Raw genomic sequence first — 23003 nt, forward strand, 5'->3', positions numbered from 1 at the left:
AGCTTGTACAAAATTTGTCGGCTTGCGCACAAAAAATCGACATTCAAAGCTGGGTTGGCAAGCGGTTTAGCCGGGGAGGGGACTTTTAACGGGTCGGTGGCCCTGCAACGGCTTATAATGGCCGCCGCAAGATGAGGAGAGATGATGGAAAAGAGTGCATTCTGCTGCGTGGGGCTGGTCAATCCCAAGTCTCCGGAAAATGTCGGCTCAGTGATGCGGGCTGCGGGCTGCTACGGGGTGGACGAGGTCTACTACACCGGCAACCGCTTCGAGCTGGCGCGCCGGTTTGCCACCGATACCAAGCAGATGGTGGAGAAGATCCCGCTGCTCGGGGTGGATGATCTGATGGCGTTTATCCCGCAGGGATGCGTGCCTGTGGTGGTCGATCTGATCGATGGCGCTACGCCGCTCCCCGACTATGTCCATCCGGAACGCGCTTTTTATATCTTCGGGCCGGAGGATGGTACGCTCGATCCCGCCCTCTATGGCGCGGTGAAAGATGTGGTTTATGTGCCGACCCAGGGCTGCATGAATCTGGCCGCCTCGGTCAATGTGATCCTCTATGACCGCTTGGCGAAGGGGTACCGGCAACCCTGAGTTGTGGCGTGGCAACGGTGACTCAAACCGCAATGGACAAGGTGTTGCTTATGGGCAGGTTGCTGGCGGTGGTCACTGTTGACGGGGCTGCGGTATCCTTCTCTTTCCCCTATGGTGGGATCAGTTTTCGCCAGCCTTGACCGCCTGCTCCTCGAGAAAGTCGCGGTAGTAGTCATAGAGGTGATAATGGCGATATATCTCGGCCAGCGTGCCGCGACGGATCAAATTCACCATCTCTTGATCCCACAACTGCAGTAGCCGGTCGCCCTGCTCGGTATCGGCAAAAATGGGGTAAGTCGGGATCCAGCGCAAAATGGTGCGGTACATATTGGCCGGGATCTCATCGGTAGAATGGAGCACGCCAGCAGTCAGGTAATAGCGATAGCGCCCCTTGCCAATCAGCTGCAGGGCCATCTCATGGTTGTCGATCTCATGCCATCGCATGGTGACCGGAAGATATTTATCCAGCACCCATCCTCGCCGCCAGAGTACGGTTTCTCCCTCCAGGCTGCGCTCTCCCCGCCATTGTGGCTGCCACTGCTTGAGCATGAAGACGGTCACATCATCGGCGGAGGCGGGCTGACGGGGCTGTTTGACCCCCTTGATCTCGTCCCGATAGACACTCATCGCCATATCCCCCTCTTGCCTGGCTACCATGGCGACGGCGCGTTTGTAGGGCACGATATGGGGCACGATCTGATAGCCGTGGGGTTGGTAGATGGTTCGCACCAGATCGAGATAGATACCGTGGCCATCCGGTTGGCAGAAACCGGGCCAGCCATCGCAATAGACGTGAATATCGGCTGTGCGAGCGTGGGCGATCGCACACAGAGAGCAAAGCAGCAAACAACCGATGCGCAGCATGGTCAGCATTATCCTCGCAGGGGTGAGGAGAGCATTTTGTCACCTGATTTATACCATGCCATTGATAGTGGCGGGCGGAGAAAACATTCCTCATCTCCATTTTGCGACAGGGTCGAGGGTTATTTGCGGTCGGATCGTTATGATCGAGTAAAGATTCAATAGCACCCCAATAAGTAGAGGAGACTGCATTATGCCATCGATCAAGACTCTGCTCTGTCCAGTCGATTTTTCCCAAATGTCTCGCGCGGTACTCGACTATGCCGTTTTCATGGCACAGAGCCATCAGGCCCAGCTCAAGCTGATCCACGTGGTTGATCAACTGCACGGTTTTGATAGTTACAAGATCCTTCATATGACGGCCATCGAGATCACCCACGAGATGGAGCGTCAGGCCAGAACCCAGCTCAAAGAGCTGGTTGCCACCCTGCCGATCCCGGCCACCTTTGATATTCGCTTTGGCCGTGCCGCCGATGAAATTGTCATTCAGGCCAAGGAGGATGAGGTTGAGCTGATCGTGATGGGCAGCCACGGTCGCTCCGGTATCAGCCATCTGCTGGTAGGCAGTGTCGCCGAGTCTGTGGTGCGTCATGCACCCTGTCCGGTACTGGTGGTGCGCCAATAACGCGCCACGTTTAGTGTGAAAAGCGTAACAAACAAGGCCAGCGATTGCTGGCCTTGCGTTTTCTGGTGTTGTGCCCGCTAGCCGTGGGCGTAGATGACACTCCCTCCCTTGATGGTATCTATGATGGCTCTGGCCTGCTCTTTGGGCAGGGCGGGGCAACCCCAACTGCGGCCCAGCTTGTCATATTTGCGCAGATGGGTCGGGCTGGCATAGGCGGCGCCATGTACTACGATGGCACGCTTGCGGGCATTGCTGTTCTTGCCGGGGCTGAGTCCGTCCAGCCGCAGGGAGTAGCCATGCTTGCCCTGATAGGTTTCCGCCGTGCGATAGACGCCAAGAGAACTTTGGCGGGAGTTGAGCTGGTTGGAAAAGTGTTTTGCTGCCAGTTCACCTGAGTTGCGGCCATGACTGACCCAGGTGTGATAGAGCAGCTTGTGGCGCTTCATATCGATGACAAACAGTCTGCGCTGGGTGGATGGCTTGCTGTAATCGATGATGGTGAGAATGGGTTTGCGTTTGTGGCGCACAGTTTGATAACTGTTGAGTGCCTGACGAAAGGTCTGTTTATCCAGCTTGCCGGCCAGACCCAGTTGACGATAGAGGCTCTGATCCCAGCTGGCATCTGCCGTGCTGCTCCAGATGAGCGATATCAACAGCAGTGGCAACAGCAGCCACCCGCGTTGCCAGTCTATGTTCCCGCGCGCTTGTCTCATCCGTGAATATCTCCTTGTCACTCCCTGTCAACGACGCGGATATTGCCATCAATCCGCTCGATAGTTATATGCAAGGTGCTGAAAAGGCGCAATAAAAAAACCGGCCGCAGAGCGGCCGGAAGTAATTCAAACAGTAGACATTGGTATCACAGGGTATAACTGACTTCCAATTACTTAGAAGTTGTACTGCAGGGCAACCGCGACTACGTCGTCGGTGTTCTGGCCCAGAGAGTTGGTGGACTTGCCATTTACGGAGTCCAGCAGGTTCAGCTTGTAATCAACGTAGGCGTTGAAGTTCTCGGTGAAGTTGTACCAGGCACCGATAGATACGTACTCGGTGTAGGTATCATCGATACCGTGAGCAGTGTCTTTTACATCAGTGCGCAGGTAGGCCAGAGAAGGCTTGAACTTGCCAATGCTGTACTGGGCAACGGCTTCGTAGCCATCCATCTTCTCGGCGTAACCGTTCTTGGCGAACAGGTGGTCTTCACCGTGGGAGTAGGTTGCAGCCAGGTAGAGGTCGCCAGTTGCATATTTGGCACCAAAGCCCATCAGCTTGGCATCCTTGTCGCCACCGAAGGCTGCATAGCGAGCTTGCTCGTCGGTCTTGCCAGCCTGGTTATAGGCAGCACCCAGGCTCAGGCCCATATCGAAATCGTAGTTGGCAGATACTGCGAAGCCCTCTTTGGATCCAGTGCTATTCCAGGTTGCGTTATCAGCGATAGTGGTTCCGTCTACGTGGTCAACGCTGAAATCTTTATCAGTCGCAGTGCGACCAGAATTCTGCGGATCATTGTTACCGGTGAACTGGGCACCCAGGGTCAGCCCCTGATAGGTGTAGATGTACTGGGCCAGACCGTTGGTACGGCCGGTACCGAATACTTCGGTATTTTTACCCAGGCCGTCACCGCCCCACTCAGGCAGGACGTCGGTATAGTTGTTGACGGCCTTGGTGAACAGGCCATCCTGACGACCATAGCTGAAGGCGCCGAAACGGTCGTGCTTGATGCCGGCATAGGCATAACGCAGCTCGTCGTTGTCAGAACCGGAGGTCGGCAGGTTGTACTCGGCAAAGCCGAACGCCTTCATCTCGGGAGCAATCTTGGTCTCGCCAGCAACGTGTAGACGGAAGTAGCTCTGGTCACCTTCGGCACCGTTGTTGTCAGTACCGTAGTAAGCACCTTGTGCACGGCCGCCGATTTCCAGCTTGGTATCGTTCTGGTTGTAAACGGTAGCGGCATGGGCGCCGCTCGCCAGCAGCAGGCTGGAGATGGCAATAGTCAGTGCAGACTTCTTCATATGCGTTATTCCTCTGATGTAAACACTTCCGAACTTGTTGTCGGTTCTGTGAAATCGGAAATAGTCCGATAGCCACACGGTAGGCGTCCCAACCTTGACTGGGCCTGAATCCATCGTTGTTTAATTGAGGTAACGAGGTCGTTATCAAGACTGGGTGTGACGGTTTTTGACAAGATAAAAAGAGATTAAATTCAATGAATTATTTTCTAGTGACTTTTTTGACATCAAGGCTGTTCTGAGCAACAAGGTCGATGGCTCAAGCTGTGAGCTAGATCACGCAGGGGAGAATGGGGCGGGGCGGGAAANTGCAAGGCTCCCCCCAGTGATCAGAGGGGCTTTTGCCACAGGGTCAGCAGCAGATCCTGTTCCAGTTCATTCGGGCCCTGTTGAGCGAAAGCGTGACGCTGCTCACCGGTTGCCCGCCAGCCAAGACGGCTGGTCTCCAGAATAAAGCTGCGTATGGCCTGATCCATGGTGAGGCTGAACTGGCAGCGCTGTTGAGCCACCGGATTGAGGCCACCGAGGGTTGGCCAGCTGAGGGGGTGTTCCATGCTCACCGGGTTGAGGCTGACCCGCAATTGCCACTGATGGCGCGGGCCTGGCTGCAGATAGAGCAGATAGCCACCGGGGGCCAGCCAGCTGACCAGCTGCTCGGTCTTGACCTTGAGATCGTTGACCAGCAGCACCCGCACCGAGCCCGGTTGCAACGGCGCGCGAACGGGATCGGCAATGACAAACTGGCCGTCCGGCTGCGCTTTTTTGGCGGCAAAGATGGTGTTCTTGGCGATATCAACCCCCGCAAACTGCCAGCCGGGCAGCCGCTCTGCCAGCGCGCGGCAGTAGTAGCCTTCACCGCACCCAAGATGGATCAGCTCTTGTGGGGCCAGCGGAGCGAGCAGGCCGGCCATGGCCTCAACCAGCGGCAATTGGTGGCCGGCTTCCAGGAAATGATGCTTGGCGCGCATCAGGGCACGGCTGTCGCTGTCTTTGGGGTTTTTCTTGCCGGGGATGAGATCCAGATAACCTTCCGGTGCCGGATCGAAGTGATGCTTGTTGTCGCAATAGCGCCCCTGGGAGGCTTCATGAAGATGGAGCGGACTGCGGCAGCGGGGACATTGAAGGTGCATAGTAACTCTCTGGGCGAATGCCGGAACAGTGAAGGGCGTTCGGGATTATAGGGGAGAGGATCAAAAAAGGCTGCCGTAGCAGCCTTTTTTATCCCAAGGCCTCAGTCAGGCCTGCGGACGGGTCATCAGCGAGTGCCAAATACCACAATGGTCTTGCCGTGAGCAGAGATGAGCTCCTGCTCTTCCAGCATCTTCAGGATGCGGCCCACGGTTTCACGAGAGCAGCCGACGATCTGGCCGATTTCCTGACGGGTGATCTTGATCTGCATGCCATCTGGGTGGGTCATGGCATCCGGCTGTTTGGCCAGGTTGAGCAGGGTCTGGGCGATCCGGCCGGTCACATCCAGGAAGGCGAGGTTACCCACTTTCTGGCTGGTGTGTTGCAGGCGCTTGGCCATCTGGCCAGAGAGACGCATCAGAATGTCCGGGTTGACCTGGATCAGCTGGCGGAACTTCTTGTAGGAGATCTCTGCCACTTCGCAAGAGCCTTTCGCGCGAACCCAGGCGGAGCGCTCGGGATTCTCGTTCTCCTCGAACATCCCCATCTCGCCCAGGAAATCGCCCTGATTCAGATAGGAGAGGATCATCTCTTTGCCCTCATCGTCCTTGATCAAGACGGCCACAGTGCCCTTGACGATGTAGTAGAGGGTCTCCGCTTTTTCACCCGCATGGATCAGGGTGCTCTTGGCGGGATACTTATGAATGTGGCAGTGCGACAAGAACCATTCCAGGGTGGGATCGCTTTGCGGTTTGCCAATGACCATGAGAATTCCTCTGTAGTGTCTTTTTATGGACTTGTGCGTCCGGGCAAGCTGCCAATCTTGCCATTCCTTGTATTGGTCGCAGTAGGATAAGAGCCTTTGCCTGTGCTGACAAGGCTTTGCGGGCTTTTGACAGAGCCCTTTGAGTAATGCCTGCTGCGCCGCTCCGGCCATTCTAGGGAAGATAGAGGTCGGAGATGTTGATTTTGATCTATTTCCATCCCAACTCCCCCTGTTCGGCAGAGATAAGCGACTGGGTTATGCTAGGGATCCATCATCATGATTAACAGGAGAGAGTGCGAGATGAAAGCCAAGGTCAGCTGGGTGGAAGGGATGAAGTTTGTGGGTGAGAGTGAATCCGGTCACAAGGTGATCCTGGATGGTGCCAACCCCGGTGAGGGGGCCAGCCCGATGGAGATGATCCTGCTGGCAGTCGGTGGCTGCAGCTCCATTGATGTGGTTTCCATCCTCGAAAAAGCGCGCCAGTCGGTGACCGCATGCCATGTCGATGTCAGTGGCGAACGGGTCGATAGCGTGCCCCGGGTTTTCGAGAAGATTAATCTGCACTTCGTGGTGACAGGCAAGGGATTGGCAGAGAAACAGGTGGCCAGAGCGGTCGATCTGTCGATGGAAAAATACTGTTCTGTTTCCCTGATGTTGGAAAAAGCGGTACAAATTACCCATAGTTATCAAATTGTTGAAGCTTGATAACGATTGTTTCGTTGGTACCCTGGCATAAGGCCGTTACGTAAGGCCACTGCACAAGGCCATGACATAAAGCCATTACATAAGGAAAGTGCAATGAAAAAATTGATCGCTCTGCTTCCCCTTTTGGGTCTGGCGGCGTGCAGCAGCCCGCAACCTACCCAGTATCAATACAGCCAATACCAGTGTGGCGAAGAGATGCTGGCCGTTACCTATGATGCCCAGGCTGACATGGTGCAGTTCCCCTATGCCGGGGTTTATCACAAGCTGGCGCGTGTTGAGTCTGAATCTGGCGCCAAATATTCCGATAGTGTCACCACCTTCTGGAATCAGGACAAACAGGCTCTTCTCACCCAGAAAGGGGTGACGCTGCTGACCTGTACGCTTAAATAAGTGACCACAGATAGCTGAAGGTGTGCAGCTTTGTGCCCGGGTCTGGCCTAGGCCTGATTGGGTCAGGAGGTTGTGACCACAAAAAACGGCTTGCCGGGAGGCAAGCCGTTTTTCTATCCATCCGTTATCACTAAACAAGCGCTAGTTGGTGGGGACGCGATTGAGCAGCTCGGCCGCGAGCTGCTGGCTGAGTGCCTGACGCTGGCTGTCTGCAATGCTCACATCGCTGGTCAGCTGGATGATGCTGCTCCAGACCGCTTTCTGGGTTTTGCGATCGAGCAGCACGATGGCCAGCGACCCTTTGCGCTGGTTGGCCGAGGCATATACCCCGGGCGTCATGCCAAGACGTGCGAAAATCTCGCCGTCACTCATATCCTTGCCGCCCGCGACGCCTATAGCGACCCAGAGATCCGCCTCGTCGAGCGGTGCACTCTGCCACCCCTTGCCATTGAGCTCCCGGCTTACCGCCTGTTGCATCGGCTCCAGCCACCCTTCCGCCAACTCACCGGCAAATTGATACTGTTCGGCCAGGGCGTAGCGCGGGGTTGCACCATAGGTCCAGTTGCCCATCGGGCGAACCAGCATGGTGCCGGACTCCAGCGTGGGGGCCGCCGGCCCGCTGCTGCAACCGCCAAGCAGGGCGAGCAGTGCCACAGAGAGATAAGCAAGCCGCATCGTGAACTCCTTTGAATCAGGTTATTTTGCCGGTTTCGATCAATTGCTGGATGAGCGGGCGCAGGATCAGCTCCATCGCAAAGCCCATCTTGCCACCCGGCACCACTATGGTGTTCATCCGCGACATGAATGAGCCATCGATCATCGACAGCAGGTAGGGGAAATCCACCTGCTTGATACCGCGAAACCGGATCACCAGCATACTCTCGTCCAGACTCGGGATCACCTTGGCGCTGAAGGGGTTGGAAGTATCCACCGTCGGTACTCGCTGGAAGTTGATATGGGTGCGCGAGAACTGTGGGGTGATGAAGTTGATGTAGTCATCCATGGAGCGAACGATGGAGTCGGTCACTGCCTCGCGGGAATGCCCTCGCTCCGAGGTATCCCGGATCAGCTTCTGGATCCACTCCAGGTTGACGATGGGCACTACGCCTATCAGAAAATCCACGTGGCGCGCCACATTGTGATCCTCGGTGACCACACCACCATGCAGCCCTTCATAAAACAGCAGATCGGTATTGCTGGGCAGATGCTGCCAGGGGGTAAAGGTGCCGGGCATCTGGTTGAAGGGCACTGCCTCGTCAAAGCTGTGCAGGTAGCGGCGATACTGGCCATTGCCATCCTGCCCATAGCCCTGAAAAAAGCTCTCCAGCAGCCCGAAGTCATTGGCCTCAGGGCCAAAATAGCTGATATGACGCCCCTGTTCGCGCGCCTTGCGGATCGCTACGTCCATTTCCGGTCGGGTGTAGCGGTGAAAACTGTCACCTTCCACCACAGCCGCGGTATATCCCAGTTGATGGAACATGGAGCGAAAGGCGTTGGTGGAGGTGGAGGTGCCGGCACCGGACGAACCGGTAACGGCAATAATGGGGTGCTTGGCCGACATGGGATTCTCTCTTCCTTGGGAATTCCGTTATAAGGTCCGGATTGCGGTTGGGTCAAGATTGCTCGATGAAGCGGTCTTTCATCACGATATTCACCGATTCGTGCAGCTCGCTATAGACGATGACAGCTTTGCCTTGCTGTAATTGTTCTCTCACTGCATCGACTTTGACGCCAAGCGGTACATCCTGCTCTCCATATTCGGTTCCCTCCTGCAACACAAAGTGTTCGATCAGGTTGGTCAGGGTGTCGCCGTCCAGTTCTTGCCAGGGAATGATCATTTAAAGGTCTCACAGCAAAAGAGGTGATCGTCAGGCTATTGTTGTGTTGAATCCCGCGAATGCAATCACTTTTTACCTTTTCACCGGAGTCTGAGAGATGTTGTCTGAAGCGCAGCGCAGCGCGCCGTTAACCCTGACTGAGCATCTGGACAGCGCACGTCGAGAGGCGATTGCCCGAGGCATGGTGTGGTTCTGGTTGTTGAACTGGCTGGTGGTGTTGTTTCTTTCGATACGCTACGAGGTTTACAGTCAGGTCGGGCTCGCCAGTGATGACAGCTTGCCCTGGCGCTTTCAGAGTGAGCTGGCCCTGGTCATGGTGGTGCTATTGCTACTACCTGTTGTCAGCCTCTTTTGTGACCATTTGCAGGACCGCCTCTGGTTACGGATGGCTGCGCTGGTGATGGTGTTATGGGGCGGACTCTGGACGCTGCACATCTACACGATTGGTCAGGTAGAGCTGCGGGGAGGGGTCAGCTATGCCAACGGGATCATGCGGCTCAACCTGCTGGCCGCGCTCATCGCGTTTTATCCCGATCGCAAGGTGTTGTATGGCTATCTCTTGGGCCCGATGACGGTGGGTGTAGGGTTGGAGCTCTTTTTGCGCGTCGATTTTCCCCAGATCTACCTGCTTGGCGTGTTGTTTGGCGTGATTGCGCTGGAGGTTGGCCGCCGCATGCTGCACCGCTGGTTTGAGCTGGCGATCATGCGGGAGCATGAAAATCTGACGCTGCTGCGCCAACTTGATCAGCTCGCCAAGCAAGATCCTCTGACCGCTGTCGCCAACCGGCGGCATTTCAATATCGAGCTGGATCGCGCGTTGGCCCATAGACAGGAGAGCGGCGCTCCGCTATCGCTCATCCTGATCGATGTGGACTATTTCAAGCGCTTCAACGACCACTATGGCCATCAGGTAGGGGATATGTGCCTCAAGGAGGTGGCACAAGCGCTCAACCGTGCGGTTCGCACGCCATCTGATCTGGTTGCCCGCTATGGCGGAGAGGAGTTTGTGCTGCTGCTGCCCAATACCGACCGTCAGGCTGCGGCCAGCGTGGCGCAGCGGCTGCAAGATGGCTTGGCCAGCCTGCAGCTGGAGCATCTGGCGTCCGAGGTTGCCCCCTGGGTGACGGTGAGTCAGGGGATTGCCAGCAATGTGTCCGGCGAAGGGGCTAGCCAGTTGCTAGAGCGGGCCGATCAGGCCCTCTATCGGGCCAAGGAGTCGGGACGCAATCAGTTCTGTGTTGCGGAGTGACTCTGTTCCGCAATCCAGCGACTGATCCGCTCATCCAGCCAAAACCGTGGCCGCCAGGGCGTGCCGTGCAGAAAGCCGACATGGCCGCCACGCTGGCTCAACTCATAGCGCACCGTGGGCGAGAGTTGCTCTGGCCGGGGAATGACCGCGTGTGACATAAAGGGATCGTCGGCGGCGTGCAGGATAAGGGTAGGGATGGGGATTTGAGCCAGCAGCGGTAGTCCCGAGCAGCTCTGGTAGTAGTGGGTTGCGCTGTGAAAGCCGTGCAGTGGCGCGGTGACCAGCTCGTCAAAATCGCGCAGGGTGGCAATCTGCCCCACTTGTCGAGGTTGCCAGCGTTCACTCGCTTTCTGCTGTTGGCTGATCTTGTTGAGCAGGTTGCGGCGCATGGTGCGTAGCAGATAGTTCTGATAGACCTTCGAGAAGCCCTGATTGACCCGCTCGGCGCAGCTCGCCAGTTGCAGCGGGACCGAGACCACCACCGCCGCTTTCAATGCCGCAGGACAACCCCGCGCCAGCAGATTGACCAGCATATTGCCACCCAGTGAAAAGCCGATGGCGATCAGCGGTTTGCCCGGGAAGCGCTGGCTCAGCTCGGCAATCAGCTCCTGCGCATCACCGATGGCGCCGGAGTGATAGGCCTGCAGGTGGCGATTGGGCTCGCCACTGCAACCGCGAAAGTGCATCAGCACAGCCTCTCTGCCCTCTTGCTGCAGGTGGGCGAACAATCCCTTGGCATAGTGGGAGTGAATGCTCCCCTCCAGCCCGTGAAACACCACCACCAGTGGCCGCTCGTCAAGGCAGACCTCCCCGCTCCAGGCGAGGTCGACAAAGTCCCCATCCTGCAGTTCAAACCGCTCCGCCACAAAACGGGCTGGGGTGCGGCGCAGCCATTTGGGCAATATGGTCTGCAGATGAGGATTGCGTGCCCACCAGGGGGCGTGGAAGTGGCTCTCGGTCAGCATGGGGTCAGTCGGTCTGGGTCGAAGATAAGGAGGACGGGAGGCGTGTTCCTCCCGCCAGTCATTGGCTTATTTCAGCAGGCGATCGTGATGTTCGGCGCCGCGCAGCATGGCCTGGATCAGCTCATTGGCCTCGAACTTGGTCAGCGCCTCATGAGCACCCACCTGATGGGCCCGCTCCACGCTGATCTCGCTGGAGAGCGAGGTGTGCAGGATGATGTAGGCCCCCGCCAGTTTGCTGTCGCTCTGCACTTCGAAGGCCAGCTCATAGCCATCGAGCCCGGGCATCTCGATATCGCTCACCAGAATGTCGATCGGGGTCTTCTGGCTCGCCCGCGTCTGCATCAGGGTCAGTGCATCCTTGCCATTGGTGCAGACCTCATAGGGGATATTGATGTAGTCCAGCGCGGCCATAAGCTGACGGCGAGCGACCGAGGAGTCATCGACCAGGAGGATCCGCATTGGCTTGATCCGCTCCCGCTGCACATCGGTCAGCACCGGATAGAGGTGGCTCGGATCGTCCGGATAGACCCGGGAGAGGATCAGCTCCACATCCAGCAGCTGGATCAGCTGGTCATTGACCCGGGTCACGCCGGTTACGAAGACATTGTGACCGAGCGAGGCGGGGGGGGATTCGATATCGCGCCAGTTGCACTCGGTGATCTTGTCGATGCCCCGTACCAGAAAGCCCACCAGGGTGCGGCGGCAGTCGGTAATGATGATGAAGCAGTGGGGCATCTCCTCCTTGCTGATGGGGCGATAGCCCACCGCCATCGCCATGTCGATCACCGGAATGGTGGAGCCGCGCATATTGGCAGCCCCCAACACGGTCGGGTGCGAGTGGGGCATTGCCGTCAGCTGGGTGTAGGGCACTATCTCCTTCACCTTGAGGGTACCGATGGCAAAGGATTGTTTGGCTGAAAGGTGAAACAGCAACATGCCCTGGGATTGATTGGCTTTGCTCGTCATGGCAGATGTCCTGTTGGTCGAAACGTTGGCAGTCACTTCAGGCCTCTAGCATAAAGGATTACGGGGGGAATGGCCCTTCCTTGTTAACGACCATCTGGCAAAAAACTGGACTCATTCAGCCAATTTCGTTGGCACACTCACACCGGCGTCCGGTTATTGAACGCTATCCTCGCCAATTCCCCACTGTTGGCAGGCCGCTTGCAATGCGGCCTCATCGGCATAACCCAGCTTGCTGGCCACCTGTGCGGGCTTGCTGCCGCCCTTGAGCAATCTGAGTGCCTGCAGCAGTTGCCACTGTTGTTGCAATTCACTCCCTTCCACCGGCGCATCGGCTTGTTGTGCCCACTGTTGTAGAGACTCCGGTTGGCCATTGGCCAGCGCTTGCCAGCAGGCTTGCAGCTCACCGTGACCCTGCTGGCTGATGGCGCACTGTTGCAGCTCATCCAGGATCACCTGCAGTCGCTGACCATAGGCTCCTTGCCACTCTTTCGGACGTTGCCACCGAGCCAGCGAGTCGAGCAGGGCATCGAGCTGCGGGGTGGCCAGCAGCCAGCCTGCTTGCTGCGGCTGAGCCACGCGCAAAGAGACATTCAGCTGATCGTACTCGCAACCGCTGAGGGGGCTGAAGGCCGCGAGGGCATCGGCGCAGAGCCAGAAGCTGCTGCCTGCCGGCAGCAACAGCTCATGTTGGCCCAGTCTCAGCAGTGCGGCGCCCCGGGTGATCCGCAACAGCTGCCCGACCGGAGTTCGTTTGCGGTTGCCGGCGTGCAGGCCCTGGCAGGAAAAATGGTGATACTCGATGGCGTGATGCATGTAAAAACCCTGATATGATGCTGCCTGGAGGTAACAAATATGGAAACCAGACGTAAAAAACGCTTCATTGCCGGTGCAGTTTGCCCGGCGTGCGGCAAGTTGGACAACATGATGCTGTATCTGGAGCATGGAGTCGAGAAGGTGACCTGCGTCGCCTGTGGCGATACCCAGGTACAAACACCCGCCGAGGTCGACAAGCAGACTCGCGAGGCGGAAGAGGTGATCGGGGTGTTTCGCCCCTGATAAGGCAACGGCGGGTGGAATGCGGGTCTCCTTGCTGACGCTGTTGCCGTTTTTTTCGTCACTCCGTGGCGCCGCACGGCATATGCGCGGCCCGCTTTTTAGGGTATTCTGAGCCCGTTTTTTTCTATCCGCAGGATCCTGACATGAAAGTAGCTCCTCTGAGCGTGGTTACGCTGGAATACACAGTCACCGACGAGCACGGTGAAGTCATCGACAGCACTGTCGGCAAAGAGCCGCTGGTCTATCTGCACGGCACCCGTTACCTGGTCTCTGGCCTGGAAGCCGAGCTGGAAGGTCGCGCGGTAGGTGAAGCCTTCGAAGTGACTCTGGCACCGAGCCAGGCCTACGGCGAATATGACGAGACACTGGTACAAGAAGTACCGGGCGAGCTGTTCGACGGCATGGAAGTCTCCGAAGGGGATACTTTTGTGGCTGAAACCGACGATGGCCACCGTCCGGTGACCGTGGTTGAAGTGTCCGAAGAGTTCGTCAAGGTGGATGGCAACCATCCGCTGGCTGGCGTAACCCTGGGCTTCAAGGTCGAGATCAAGGACGTGCGCGCTGCCACTGCCGAAGAGCTGGCCCACGGCCACGTTCACGGTGCCGGTGGTTGCGGTCACGATCACGGTCATGACCACGATCACGGCGGCTGCTGTGGCGGTCATGGTCACGACCACGATGAGGATCACGGCCAGGGCGGTTGCTGCGGCGGTGCTGGCCACGGTCACGATCATGGCCACGATCACGGTGACGGCCATGGTCACGGCGGCTGCTGCGGTGGCGGCGGTTGTGGTGGCAAGGGCCATCACCACTGATCACGGCCACGCCGATGATAAAAAACCCGCGATTATCGCGGGTTTTTTATTAGCTGACAGCTGTGCCAAGCCATGTTGCCTGACCAGAGATAGTGCCGGATCAGTAGTGCGGCGGCGGGGTCTCTTCGGCCATGCTGGCAATCTGGCTGGGCTGTACGCTTTGCAGTTTGTCGATCAGCAGCTGGATCTGGTATTTGAGCCGATCGAGTTCACGGCCCTGGGTGGTTACCTCGTCGTTGAGCTGCTCTATGGTGTATTCCGCATAGGCGAGACGGGTTTCCAGGGTTTCGATGCGATCGTTAAGTTGCTGACTCATGGGCCTTCGGGTCCTTACTTGATTGTCCAGATTTCGGCCAGACCACTGGAGCTGGCACTGACAAGGTGGCTATTGTCGCGCAAAGCGACGCCGTAGACCACTGCGCTGGGCGGTTTCACCTTGGGTTGCGGCGAGACGCGCCAGCTCTGCAGCAGGGCACCATCGCTCACTTGCCACAGGGATAGCTGACGGGAAGGGGCGCCGGTGATGAGCCACTTGCCATCGTTGGCAAAGCGGGCGCTGGTGTAGACCTCGAAGCGGTGATCATATTGCAGCTGACTCACCTCTTTGCCGGTTTTCAGATCCCAGATGCTGGCCCGGCTGCTGTCGGCGGTGAAGGCGTAGCGGCCGCTCGGCTCCAGTCTGGCCATGATCACCCGGCCACCATGGTTGAAGCGCCAAATTACCTGCCCGCTACGGGTATCCCACAGATAGGCGCTGTAGTCGTTGCCGCCGGTCAGGGCGTAGCGACCGTTGGCGGAGAGATCCACGGTATTGACCTGTTCGGTGTGCCCCAGAAACTGCAGACGACGACCGCTTCGGGTATCGAGCCACTCGGCCTTGCCATCTTCCCGCCCGATCAGCACATAACGACCGTCGGCAGAGAGCGCGATGTCCCTCAGCCTAGATTCAGGAAGTGAGTAGTAGCCTTGTGATTGCCCGTCGTTCAGCCGCCAGGTAGCAAAGGTGTCTGGGGTGGCGGTGACGGCATGGCTGTTGCCTTCGGAAAAACGGGTAATGAATACCAGATCATCCGGTGAATCGGATTGCTTCCAGCGCCAGCGTTGACGGTTCTGTTCCAGATCCCAGACGATGATGCCCTGGCTGATGCTGGAGACGATGGCCTGCTTGCCATCACTGGAGAGATCTGCTGTCAGCAGACCCGTGCTGGCGAGGGTCATTTGCTGGTTGGGTTGGGAGCTTTGCTCGCAACCGGTGAGCATTAAACAGAGGCTCACCAGATAAATGGCACTTTTTATCATTTTTGCGGTCTCACGCTTTTGTTACCTGCGATCACGGCGTTAGTATAAGGCGCTTATCACGATAAACCTCTCATTTCACGATGGAACCGAGAGCGGTATTTGGAGTTTGGAGAAACTGATGAACAAATTTCTGAAGGTGTCCCTGTTGGCGGCGGCCGTTGCCGTCGGTCTGACTGCTTGCCAAAAAGACGAGAAGCCTGCTGCGGCCAATACCGCCGAAGTGAAGGCAGAAGCCAGCAAGCCGGCAGAGGCGACCAAGGCCGAAGCCAAGAGCTTTGAAGAGCAATCTGGCTACGCAATTGGCCTCTCCATGGGTCGTTACATCGCCAATACCCTGGAGCGTCAGCAGGAACTGGGCATCAAACTGGACAACGCCGTGATCCTGAAAGGGGTGACTGACGGTCTGGGCAAAGAAGCCAAGATGACTGATGAAGAGATCCAGAAGGTACTGCAGGATTACGACGCCAAGATCAACGAGCTGACCAAGGCCAAGGCCGAGAAAGACGCCGTTGAGAATCTGAAGAAGGGCGAAGAGTTCCTGGCTGCCAACGCCAAGAAAGAGGGTGTTAAGAGCACTGAATCCGGCCTGCAATACGTGGTCGAGAAGATGGGCACTGGCGCCAAGCCGAAATCTACCGACATCGTCAAGGTTCACTACACCGGTACCCTGACCGACGGCACCAAGTTCGACAGCTCCGTCGATCGCGGCGAGCCGGCTACCTTCCCGCTCAACCAGGTTATCCCGGGTTGGACCGAAGGTGTTCAGCTGATGCCGGTTGGCTCCAAGTTCAAGTTCTTCCTGCCGTCCAAGCTGGCCTATGGCGAGCACGGTGCAGGCTCCATCCCGGCGAACGCCGTGCTGGTGTTTGACGTTGAGCTGCTGGCTATCGAGAAGCCGACTGCAGACGACGCCAAGAAGTAATCCCTTCTTGTAGTTAAAAACGGCTCCTTAAGGAGCCGTTTTTACTTGTGTATTCCCTGCAATCGCGGGATAACAGAGCTGTCTTGGCGTTGGGTTTGCGCGCGAAAATAAGGCAAAATAGATCGCAGAATCAAATACAAGGATGAGTCCAGTGGCTGAAAATAAATCGCGTGTCCTGCTGGTGGAAGATACCCGTAGTCTGGCGGTGGTCTATGAACAGTACCTGCGCCAGGAGGGGTACGAGGTAGTGCTGGCCGACTGTGGTCAGCAAGCGTTGGCACAGTTGCTGGCAAGTCCTCCCCCCGTGGTGCTGCTGGATCTGGAGCTGCCGGATATGTCCGGTATGGATATTCTGCAAATGATCACCGAACAGCAGTTGCCCTGCTCGGTGGTGGTGATCACCGCCCACGGCTCGGTGGATGTGGCGGTGGAGGCGATGCGCCTCGGTGCCTTCGATTTTCTGACCAAGCCGTTTGACAGTAAGCGGCTCTGCGCCACCGTTCGCAATGCCTTGAAACACCAGCAGTTGAGCTCGCTGGTTGCCCACTATAGGGAAAACTTCGAGCGTAGCTCCTTCTTCGGTTTTATCGGTGCCTCCATGTCGATGCAGGCGGTCTATCGCATCATCGAGAGCGCGGCGCCCAGTAAGGCGACCGTCTTTATCACTGGCGAGAGCGGCACCGGCAAAGAGGTGTGTGCCGAGGCGATTCACCAGTGCAGTCCCCGCAGCGAACAGCCCTTTATCGCCCTCAACTGCGCCGCCATTCCCCATGATTTGATGGAGAGCGAGATCTTCGGTCATGTGAAGGGCTCTTTTACTGGCGCCCAGGGGGATCGCAAGGGGGCGGCCAGTCTGGCCGATGGCGGTACCCTGTTTCTCGACGAGATCTGCGAGATGGACCTGGATCTGCAGAGCAAGCTGCTGCGCTTTATCCAGACCGGCACAGTGCAGCGAGTCGGCAGCGGCAAGCTCGAGACGGTGGATGTGCGCTTTATCTGCGCCACCAACCGGGATCCGCTGGTGGAGGTGAAAGCAGGCCGTTTTCGCGAGGATCTCTACTATCGGCTCCACGTCATTCCCCTCACCCTGCCGCCGCTGCGGGAGCGGGGCGAGGATATCCTGCTGCTGGCGCGTACCCTGCTGCAAAGCTACGCCAAGGAGGAGAACAAACGCTTCAAGGATTTTGATGTCGAGGCTGCGCGAGTGCTGCTCGACTACCCCTGGCCCGGCAACGTACGCGAGTTGCAAAACGTGGTGCGCAATATCGTGGTGCTCAACGATAAGGAGTTGGTGAGCCCGGATATTCTGCCGCCACCACTCAATGGAGTTCGTCCCCAGTTGCCGGCTGCGATTGCGGCAGCGGTGACATCGGCTCCGGCCACCACCGGGGTGGCTAACGGGCCAATTCGTCCGCTCTGGCTGGTGGAGAAAGAGGTGATTGAACAGGCCATCGCCAGCTGTGATGGCAATATTCCCAAGGCGGCGGCCCTGCTCGAGATCAGCCCCTCCACCATTTACCGTAAAAAGCAGGGGTGGGAAGAGTCCAATCGGGCCTGAACCATCTTGCCCGCAGAAAGGGCGGCTAGCGTGCCGCCCTTGCTATTTGGGGGATCAGAGTTTGGCGAGGCGCTTGAGGCGGGCCAGTCGCTCCCCCTCGTTGGCGCTGAACCAGCGGTCCTGTGACAGCAGAAACCAGGCGCGGGAGAAGTATTCCGCGGCCAGCGGATCGTCGAGTACCAAGGCATTCTCCCCCAGCTCCTCGAACAGATAACCATCCTCAGGTTCGCCAGCCTCGGCCATATCGGCCTTGAGTTGGTGCAGCTCTGCCTGCGCCTGCTGGTGCTGACCCTGGGCCCGGGTCAGGCGAGCCAGACTCCAGCGAGCGATAAACGCCTTGGCCGGCTGGTTATGTTGCAGATGCCAGGCCAGACACTTCTGCTGCTGGATTTTCGCCTCATCAAAGCGGCCCAGTTCGAACAGGGTCCAGCCCTGATTGTTGTAAAGGGGGGCCAGCCAGCCACGCACCTTCTCGTCACTGCTGCGTTCCGCCAGCTCCATCGCCAGTTGATGCCAGCGGCTCTGCTCTTCCAGCGGTGCGGCGATGGCGATCATGTGAGCGGCGTCGATGGCGAGATAGGTCTCCTTCTCCTTGAGCCCCCATTGCCAGGCTTGTTCAAACAGCTGTTTGGCGCTGGCTTTGTCGCCCGCCGAGTTAAAGGTGCGGCCTCGCTCCAGCAGGGCCCTGATCCGCGCTCTGGGGGTTTTATCTGTGAGGCGAGGCTCTATCTCGTCGAGCAGCTGATGGGCTTCGGCAAACTGGCGCTGCAGTGAATGGGTGCGGGCAATTTGGGTCAGCAACTCCAGTTCGAGTTGCAGGTCGGCGGCGGCACGCGCTTCGGGAAGAAGGGTGTGAAAACGCAGGGCGCTGGCGGCGGGATCCTGATAATCCCACAACGCCATGAAATCGGGCGGATTGTCCATCTGGCCTCCTTGCTGGTTATCCTGTCACCAAGATGCCTGCAGGCCATTGTTTGTACAAGGGGTGCCCGTCACAGAGCGCCCCTTGCATCATGCTAACTGCTGTGGCCGGTTGGTCAGTAGACCATGGCAAGGCTCATCAGCATCAGACCGAGAGCGGCAAAGGCCCCCTCCTTGATGGCGAGCCGTGGCACCAGCGCCTTGGGCAGGGCCGGAAACAGGCTCAGGGCAAAGCCAAGGCCCGGCATCAACCAGTGGAATGCCGGATCGCGCAGGGTGGGATCGGCGGCTCCATTGATGATGATCAGCAAAATAAACAGGGTGAAGGCGGGGAGGATAAACCAGCGTACCCCGCCGGCGGCGACCGCCCGCAGCGGCGAAATGCGATAGAGCAGCATGGTCACAAGGAACAGAACAAAAGGGGCCAGCAGATAGAGCGGAGCGGGGTTCATAACATCTTTCCTGAAAACTGATCGTCAAAAAACAGGGAGTCCGGTGCAAGAGGCGCGGGATTTAATCACTCTTCGTAGGTAATCACCAGCAGCCCGGGTCCGGGCTGTGAAGAGTATCCCGGATAAAGGTTTGCTAGCGCACTTTTAGTGCAACCAGAACCAGGCTGCAGCAAATCCCAGCCAGCTCAGCACCAGCAATATCCAGGGAAGGGGATGCTGATGGCTTACTTCAACCAGCTCCAGCTGATCGTCTTGTTCTTCGGTTTGGGGCGCGCCCTGTGGCTGCCTGGCTTTGGCCTGCAATTTTTTCTGGCGGCTCGCTTCACGGGCCCGCGCCTTCATCTGCTTCTTGTACTCGTCGATGCCTTTCTGGATCCCTTGCGCGATAAGCTGGGTCTGTTCCTTGGTCTGCCCCGGCTTCTGGTTGGCACGGGCAATTTTCATCGCCTCCTGCTGGGTCTCGGGGGAAATCTTGTCGTACTTGGCCATCAAATCATCTCCTCGGGCATGGGGGGAGGGAGTATGCCATAAAACCGCGTATCGTGGGGCTAGGTCAGGTATGGCTACAAATGAGGAATAGATCAATAAAAGCATTTAAAAATCAGCAGCAAAGGGCAAGTTTGGCCGTCGATCACAATTAACAACATTTGTGAGTCGCTGATGAAAATTTCTTCTTCGTTGTTTGTTATATTTGGGCCCGACCTGCTGGATAGGGTCACTAAATAACAAAACAATCAAGGTGATATGGAAATGAATAATAACGTTATCAAAGGCAGCGTGGCCCTGGCCGTGCTGGCGGCACTGACGGGTTGCAATATCTCCAAAAACGACAGCGTGGTACCCTGCACCGAAAATGTCTGCAAACTGACCATACTGCACACCAACGATACCCACGGCCGTTTCTGGCACAACGCTGAAAATGAGTATGGTATGGCTGCCCAGAAGACCCTGGTCGAACAGCTGCGTGCCGATGCCAAGGCTGCTGGCAGTGACGTACTGGTTCTTTCCGGTGGTGATGTGAATACCGGCGTGCCGGAGTCAGATCTGCAGGATGCCGAGCCTGACTTCATGGCGATGAACAACATTCGCTACGATGCCATGGCAGTGGGCAACCATGAATTCGACAACCCCCTCAGCGTGCTGGAGAAGCAGCGCAAGTGGGCCCAGTTCCCCATGCTCTCGGCCAACATCTATGACAAGGCAAGTGGCAAACACTACTTTGACCCCTACAAGGTGTTCAAGCTGGAGAGCGGTCTCAAGGTCGCCGTACTGGGTCTGACCACCGAGGATACCGCCCAGCTGGTTGATCCCAACAACGTGCAGACCCTGGAGTTCCGCGATCCGACCAGCGAGGCAGCCAAACTGGGCCAGCAGATCCGCAGCAACAAGGAGGCCAATCTGGTCTTCGCCATCACTCACATGGGCCATTACGAGAATGGTCAGCACGGCAGCAATGCGCCGGGCGATGTAGAGATGGCTCGTGCACTGCCGGCAGGGACTCTGGATGCCATCATTGGTGGCCACTCTCAGAATCCGGTCTGTATGGAACCGGGTACCGCCAACAAGTACGCCAATTTCAAACCGGGTGATAACTGCCAGCCGGATCAGCAAAACGGCACCTGGATCATGCAGGCTCACGAGTGGGGCAAGTATGTGGGCCGTGCCCAGTTTGAGTACCAGAATGGCAAGTTGACCCTGACCAGCTATGACCTGATCCCGGTCAACCTCATCAAGCGCAACGCCAAGGGCGAGGCGATCGATGCCAACGGCGCCGTGACCAAGGACCCGGCCAAGATGCAGTTCGTACAGGACGAGATCACCAAGGATCCCGAGCTGTATAACACCCTGCTGGGTTATCAGGAGAAAGGTCAGCAAGAGCTGAATGTCGTCATTGGCTCGGCAGATGGCTTGCTGGTTGGTGATCGCAACTCGGTTCGCAACAAGCAGACCAACCTGGGTCGCCTCATCACCACGGCGACCAGCAGCAAGCTGGGTGTCGACTTTGGTATCGTCAACTCAGGCGGCGTGCGTGACAGCATCCCGGCCGGTGATATCACTTACCGCAGCGTGCTGCTGGTGCACCCGTTTGGCAACACGGTCAACAAGGCTGTCATGAAGGGAAGCGAACTGGCGACCTATCTGGGCCAGGTGGCAAGCAAGACCCGCAATACCGGTGGTTATGCCCAGTTTGGCGGTATCAACATGGCGGTGGATTGCCAGGCCAAGAGCGTCAATATCACCAGTATCGGTGGCAAGGCGTTTGATCCGGCAGCAACCTACAGCTTCGCGATCCCGAGCTTCAGCGCCTCCGGTGGTGACGGCTATCCGAAGATCGATACCATCAACGCCGGGTTGGTGGATGCTGCCGTGCTGAAGGAGTACATCGAGATCAAGAAGACCATCAACGTTGCGGATTATCAGCCAGGCAATGAGGTGAGCTATCTGAACTCAGCATCTACCGAAGGGTGCAACTGATTCGTCAGCGGTGCGTTTAACTCCAGATGTGATCCCCAAGGGCAGCCAGTGGCTGCCCTTTGTCGTTGGTTGGGTAGCGGTTACAACTCTTCAATCATCAATGACGATAGCAATCGCCTGTATGAGGTCAGGTGAGGGGATGAAATGAAAAGAGGCGGCCCGTTGGCCGCCTCTTGCGTAGTGGCAATCTAAACTTTACAGCTGCTCGATACCGACGATATGCCAGGGGGCATTGTTCTTGGCCAGATCGCGCTCGAGGTGCCACACCTCTTTGATATCTTCTTCGACCTGCTCCTGACGGTCCATGTAGCGGCCGCTGAAGCGCACGCTCACCTGAGCCCAGTCACTGCCGTAGTCGGCGCGTACCAGCTGGGTATCCACATACATTACTTCCGTATGCTGGTCGCCAGTCAGTTCGGCGCGCTCGGCTTTGAGCTGTTCAAACAGCTCGGGGCTGACGTATTCGCGCACTTTTTCCAGATCGTTCTTGTTCCACGCCTCTTGCAGGGTGCGATAGTGATCGCGGGCACCGGCCAGGAAGCTGTTCATGTCAAAGCCCGGCGGCAGGCGGAACGGCACGTCGCTGTCGGCAAAGCCAGTGGCTTGCGGTGCGCTGTTGCTCTGCTCAAACTGCTGCGGGGTCGCGGATTGCGGTGGCTGGTAGCCCGCATAGGCTGCCTGTTGTGGCTGTGGCGTCGCGACCTTGCCCTTGCGCAGGGTACGGATCAGGAAGACAGCACCCAGCGCCAGCAGAGCGATCAGCAGGAAGTCCATTCCTTGCAGACCTTCAAAGGCACCGCTGCCCAGCAGGTAGGCAAACAGGCCACCGGCCAGCAGGCCGCCGAGCAGGCCACCCATCATGCCGCTCTTTTTCGGCGGAGTCTGGGCATTCAGTGTCGGATTCTTGTTGTCGACCGGTTTGGCCGCAGGCTGGGCCGGCGCAGTTTTGTAACTTTTACCAAAGGATTTGCCGCCGCCAAACTTCTTGGCTTCGGCGTGAGGTGCCCCCAGGCCAATGGCCAGGATCACGGCAAACAGGGTCAGCATCTTTTTCATTTTGACTCTTTTCACTCTCGTCTGTGGGTGGGGCATGCTCCGCTTTGGCAAGCTCAGCAAGGCGCATGGCAGGCTGCCTGTCCCTAATTGTGTCGCAGCTTGTATTCATCAATATCACCTCTGGCATGAATTATTCATGAACGAGGTTGCCGCGATACGGCGTCAAACAAGAGGAGTAAACCGGATGAAAAGCAGAAGATTGAGTCGCAAGGAGCGCAAAATGCGAAGCAAAATCAAAATGGTCAAGGTAGAGCAGACTCTGGTTTGGCCCTTTATGATGGTATGAGCCGCCAGATAGGGCTCGCCGTAGTTGGCTTTCTTTTGTAAAATTCCCGTCCCCTTCCCGCTGC

General features: G+C 57.4%; 27 protein-coding genes. 10 read left to right on the forward strand and 17 right to left on the reverse strand.

The window, feature by feature from the left end:
* The first annotated feature begins 144 nt into the window (after window positions 1–144).
* Window positions 145–597, forward strand: a complete 453-nt coding sequence (locus tag AB5Y76_RS07485) for an RNA methyltransferase (protein ID WP_236381877.1) — start codon at window positions 145–147, stop codon at window positions 595–597.
* A gap of 120 nt (window positions 598–717) precedes the next feature.
* On the opposite strand, the gene AB5Y76_RS07490 is transcribed toward AB5Y76_RS07485, so the two are convergent.
* The gene (locus AB5Y76_RS07490; RefSeq protein ID WP_263719249.1) at window positions 718–1461 is read right to left on the reverse strand and encodes a hypothetical protein; all 744 of its coding nucleotides are present in this window, start codon (window positions 1459–1461) and stop codon (window positions 718–720) included.
* 190 nt (window positions 1462–1651) lie between these two features.
* Here AB5Y76_RS07490 and AB5Y76_RS07495 point away from each other — a divergent pair, with 190 nt between their 5' ends.
* A complete protein-coding gene (locus AB5Y76_RS07495; protein ID WP_005335309.1) occupies window positions 1652–2083 on the forward strand; it encodes a universal stress protein in 432 nt (143 codons plus the stop codon).
* 77 nt (window positions 2084–2160) lie between these two features.
* Here AB5Y76_RS07495 and AB5Y76_RS07500 read toward each other — a convergent pair whose 3' ends face one another.
* The 4 genes from AB5Y76_RS07500 to crp all read right to left on the reverse strand — a co-directional run bounded on the left by AB5Y76_RS07500 (window position 2161) and on the right by crp (window position 5986).
* Complete coding sequence (locus AB5Y76_RS07500) at window positions 2161–2796, reverse strand: murein L,D-transpeptidase catalytic domain family protein (RefSeq protein WP_216975750.1); 636 nt, start codon at window positions 2794–2796, stop codon at window positions 2161–2163.
* Between the two features lie 174 nt (window positions 2797–2970).
* On the reverse strand, window positions 2971–4095 hold the full coding sequence (locus AB5Y76_RS07505; protein ID WP_263719245.1) for a porin: 1125 nt from the start codon (window positions 4093–4095) through the stop codon (window positions 2971–2973).
* Between the two features lie 326 nt (window positions 4096–4421).
* Window positions 4422–5222, reverse strand: coding sequence for a putative RNA methyltransferase (locus AB5Y76_RS07510; RefSeq protein ID WP_263719246.1), 801 nt, complete (start codon window positions 5220–5222; stop codon window positions 4422–4424).
* A gap of 125 nt (window positions 5223–5347) precedes the next feature.
* Window positions 5348–5986, reverse strand: a complete 639-nt coding sequence (gene crp / locus AB5Y76_RS07515; protein WP_005335304.1) for a cAMP-activated global transcriptional regulator CRP — start codon at window positions 5984–5986, stop codon at window positions 5348–5350.
* A gap of 300 nt (window positions 5987–6286) precedes the next feature.
* On the opposite strand from crp, the gene AB5Y76_RS07520 reads away from it, so the two are divergent.
* Both AB5Y76_RS07520 and AB5Y76_RS07525 read left to right on the forward strand, forming a co-directional pair.
* The gene (locus tag AB5Y76_RS07520) at window positions 6287–6691 is read left to right on the forward strand and encodes an OsmC family protein (protein ID WP_005362569.1); all 405 of its coding nucleotides are present in this window, start codon (window positions 6287–6289) and stop codon (window positions 6689–6691) included.
* Window positions 6692–6784: 93 nt separating this feature from the next.
* Window positions 6785–7081: an MliC family protein gene (locus AB5Y76_RS07525; RefSeq protein WP_040067985.1), complete on the forward strand. Its 297-nt coding sequence runs from the start codon at window positions 6785–6787 to the stop codon at window positions 7079–7081.
* Between the two features lie 141 nt (window positions 7082–7222).
* On the opposite strand, the gene AB5Y76_RS07530 is transcribed toward AB5Y76_RS07525, so the two are convergent.
* The 3 genes from AB5Y76_RS07530 to AB5Y76_RS07540 are packed head-to-tail and all read right to left on the reverse strand — an operon-like array spanning window position 7223 to window position 8919.
* Complete coding sequence (locus tag AB5Y76_RS07530; protein WP_005335300.1) at window positions 7223–7756, reverse strand: DUF4136 domain-containing protein; 534 nt, start codon at window positions 7754–7756, stop codon at window positions 7223–7225.
* A 16-nt stretch (window positions 7757–7772) separates the two neighbouring features.
* The gene (locus AB5Y76_RS07535; RefSeq protein ID WP_005335299.1) at window positions 7773–8642 is read right to left on the reverse strand and encodes a phosphoribulokinase; all 870 of its coding nucleotides are present in this window, start codon (window positions 8640–8642) and stop codon (window positions 7773–7775) included.
* Between the two features lie 52 nt (window positions 8643–8694).
* Window positions 8695–8919, reverse strand: coding sequence for a YheU family protein (locus tag AB5Y76_RS07540; protein ID WP_005335298.1), 225 nt, complete (start codon window positions 8917–8919; stop codon window positions 8695–8697).
* A 97-nt stretch (window positions 8920–9016) separates the two neighbouring features.
* On the opposite strand from AB5Y76_RS07540, the gene AB5Y76_RS07545 reads away from it, so the two are divergent.
* Window positions 9017–10168, forward strand: coding sequence for a GGDEF domain-containing protein (locus tag AB5Y76_RS07545; protein WP_263717390.1), 1152 nt, complete (start codon window positions 9017–9019; stop codon window positions 10166–10168).
* On the opposite strand, the gene AB5Y76_RS07550 is transcribed toward AB5Y76_RS07545, so the two are convergent.
* From AB5Y76_RS07550 to AB5Y76_RS07560, 3 genes are all read right to left on the reverse strand, one after another.
* Window positions 10147–11133 carry a hydrolase gene (locus AB5Y76_RS07550; RefSeq protein WP_263717391.1) on the reverse strand — a complete coding sequence of 329 codons (987 nt, stop codon included), beginning with the start codon at window positions 11131–11133 and terminating at the stop codon, window positions 10147–10149. The two genes, AB5Y76_RS07545 and AB5Y76_RS07550, sit on opposite strands and share 22 nt — an antisense overlap.
* A 66-nt stretch (window positions 11134–11199) precedes the next feature.
* The gene (locus tag AB5Y76_RS07555; protein WP_005335289.1) at window positions 11200–12099 is read right to left on the reverse strand and encodes a chemotaxis protein; all 900 of its coding nucleotides are present in this window, start codon (window positions 12097–12099) and stop codon (window positions 11200–11202) included.
* A gap of 153 nt (window positions 12100–12252) precedes the next feature.
* Window positions 12253–12912: a hypothetical protein gene (locus tag AB5Y76_RS07560; RefSeq protein WP_263717392.1), complete on the reverse strand. Its 660-nt coding sequence runs from the start codon at window positions 12910–12912 to the stop codon at window positions 12253–12255.
* A 39-nt stretch (window positions 12913–12951) separates the two neighbouring features.
* On the opposite strand from AB5Y76_RS07560, the gene AB5Y76_RS07565 reads away from it, so the two are divergent.
* Together AB5Y76_RS07565 and slyD are read left to right on the forward strand one after the other, a co-directional pair.
* Window positions 12952–13155 carry a YheV family putative zinc ribbon protein gene (locus AB5Y76_RS07565; RefSeq protein WP_005335287.1) on the forward strand — a complete coding sequence of 68 codons (204 nt, stop codon included), beginning with the start codon at window positions 12952–12954 and terminating at the stop codon, window positions 13153–13155.
* A 143-nt stretch (window positions 13156–13298) separates the two neighbouring features.
* On the forward strand, window positions 13299–13970 hold the full coding sequence (slyD, locus tag AB5Y76_RS07570; protein ID WP_042052790.1) for a peptidylprolyl isomerase: 672 nt from the start codon (window positions 13299–13301) through the stop codon (window positions 13968–13970).
* A gap of 100 nt (window positions 13971–14070) precedes the next feature.
* On the opposite strand, the gene AB5Y76_RS07575 is transcribed toward slyD, so the two are convergent.
* Both AB5Y76_RS07575 and AB5Y76_RS07580 read right to left on the reverse strand, forming a co-directional pair.
* A complete protein-coding gene (locus tag AB5Y76_RS07575) occupies window positions 14071–14286 on the reverse strand; it encodes a SlyX family protein (protein WP_005335285.1) in 216 nt (71 codons plus the stop codon).
* Window positions 14287–14300: 14 nt separating this feature from the next.
* On the reverse strand, window positions 14301–15269 hold the full coding sequence (locus tag AB5Y76_RS07580; protein WP_139743392.1) for a hypothetical protein: 969 nt from the start codon (window positions 15267–15269) through the stop codon (window positions 14301–14303).
* Between the two features lie 118 nt (window positions 15270–15387).
* On the opposite strand from AB5Y76_RS07580, the gene fkpA reads away from it, so the two are divergent.
* On the forward strand, window positions 15388–16191 hold the full coding sequence (fkpA, locus tag AB5Y76_RS07585; RefSeq protein WP_005335283.1) for an FKBP-type peptidyl-prolyl cis-trans isomerase: 804 nt from the start codon (window positions 15388–15390) through the stop codon (window positions 16189–16191).
* A gap of 151 nt (window positions 16192–16342) precedes the next feature.
* A complete protein-coding gene (locus AB5Y76_RS07590; RefSeq protein WP_005335282.1) occupies window positions 16343–17749 on the forward strand; it encodes a sigma-54 dependent transcriptional regulator in 1407 nt (468 codons plus the stop codon).
* A 54-nt stretch (window positions 17750–17803) separates the two neighbouring features.
* On the opposite strand, the gene AB5Y76_RS07595 is transcribed toward AB5Y76_RS07590, so the two are convergent.
* The 3 genes from AB5Y76_RS07595 to AB5Y76_RS07605 form a co-directional block, all read right to left on the reverse strand.
* Window positions 17804–18673 carry a hypothetical protein gene (locus AB5Y76_RS07595; RefSeq protein ID WP_263717393.1) on the reverse strand — a complete coding sequence of 290 codons (870 nt, stop codon included), beginning with the start codon at window positions 18671–18673 and terminating at the stop codon, window positions 17804–17806.
* A gap of 113 nt (window positions 18674–18786) precedes the next feature.
* Window positions 18787–19122 carry a hypothetical protein gene (locus AB5Y76_RS07600; protein ID WP_005335280.1) on the reverse strand — a complete coding sequence of 112 codons (336 nt, stop codon included), beginning with the start codon at window positions 19120–19122 and terminating at the stop codon, window positions 18787–18789.
* Between the two features lie 144 nt (window positions 19123–19266).
* Window positions 19267–19611 (reverse strand): DUF2956 domain-containing protein, encoded by a 345-nt coding sequence (locus tag AB5Y76_RS07605; protein WP_005349520.1) that lies wholly within the window; start codon window positions 19609–19611, stop codon window positions 19267–19269.
* 261 nt (window positions 19612–19872) lie between these two features.
* Here AB5Y76_RS07605 and ushA point away from each other — a divergent pair, with 261 nt between their 5' ends.
* A complete protein-coding gene (ushA, locus tag AB5Y76_RS07610) occupies window positions 19873–21597 on the forward strand; it encodes a bifunctional UDP-sugar hydrolase/5'-nucleotidase UshA (protein WP_263717394.1) in 1725 nt (574 codons plus the stop codon).
* Window positions 21598–21792: 195 nt separating this feature from the next.
* On the opposite strand, the gene AB5Y76_RS07615 is transcribed toward ushA, so the two are convergent.
* Window positions 21793–22653, reverse strand: a complete 861-nt coding sequence (locus AB5Y76_RS07615; protein ID WP_111901204.1) for a Tim44 domain-containing protein — start codon at window positions 22651–22653, stop codon at window positions 21793–21795.
* Window positions 22654–23003: the final 350 nt, after the last annotated feature.

Source organism: Aeromonas sp. R1-2 (genome assembly GCF_040908505.1).
Taxonomy (GTDB): domain Bacteria; phylum Pseudomonadota; class Gammaproteobacteria; order Enterobacterales; family Aeromonadaceae; genus Aeromonas; species Aeromonas veronii.